Annotated in this window: 1 protein-coding gene; it reads right to left on the reverse strand. The window is 47.6% G+C overall.

Going from position 1 to position 311, the window contains the following annotated elements; genetic code table 11:
- Window positions 1–311, reverse strand: a 311-nt coding sequence (locus tag SB725_RS30600) for a hypothetical protein (protein WP_410923100.1), incomplete at both ends; no start/stop codon positions are given.

A 311-nucleotide genomic window follows, 5' to 3' on the forward strand; every position in this document is an offset into this window, starting at 1 on the left:
GATGTAGCTGTGATTCAATCAGGCTGCCCGCGATAGGTATCATGCGTAGATAGCGGCGCAATTCAGGTGTGTTGGCCAATCCTTCTTCAATAGCATTACCCATTTCGCTCGCCAATATACTGCCACCACCTGATGAGGCAGTCAGTTCCTGCAGCTTCGGTGCAAGCTCTGTACGCAGCACGGATAATACGGCCGCTTCAATCTCATTTCGATTTTTTGCAATCGTCGACTCAATGAATGATTTATGCGTGTCTGAACTAGTTAGCTCTTGTCGAAAGTTCTGTATCGCTGTCAAAATAACGCGATCGGAG

The organism is Pseudomonas sp. SIMBA_041, assembly GCF_046535095.1.
GTDB classification, from domain to species: domain Bacteria; phylum Pseudomonadota; class Gammaproteobacteria; order Pseudomonadales; family Pseudomonadaceae; genus Aquipseudomonas; species Aquipseudomonas mucoides.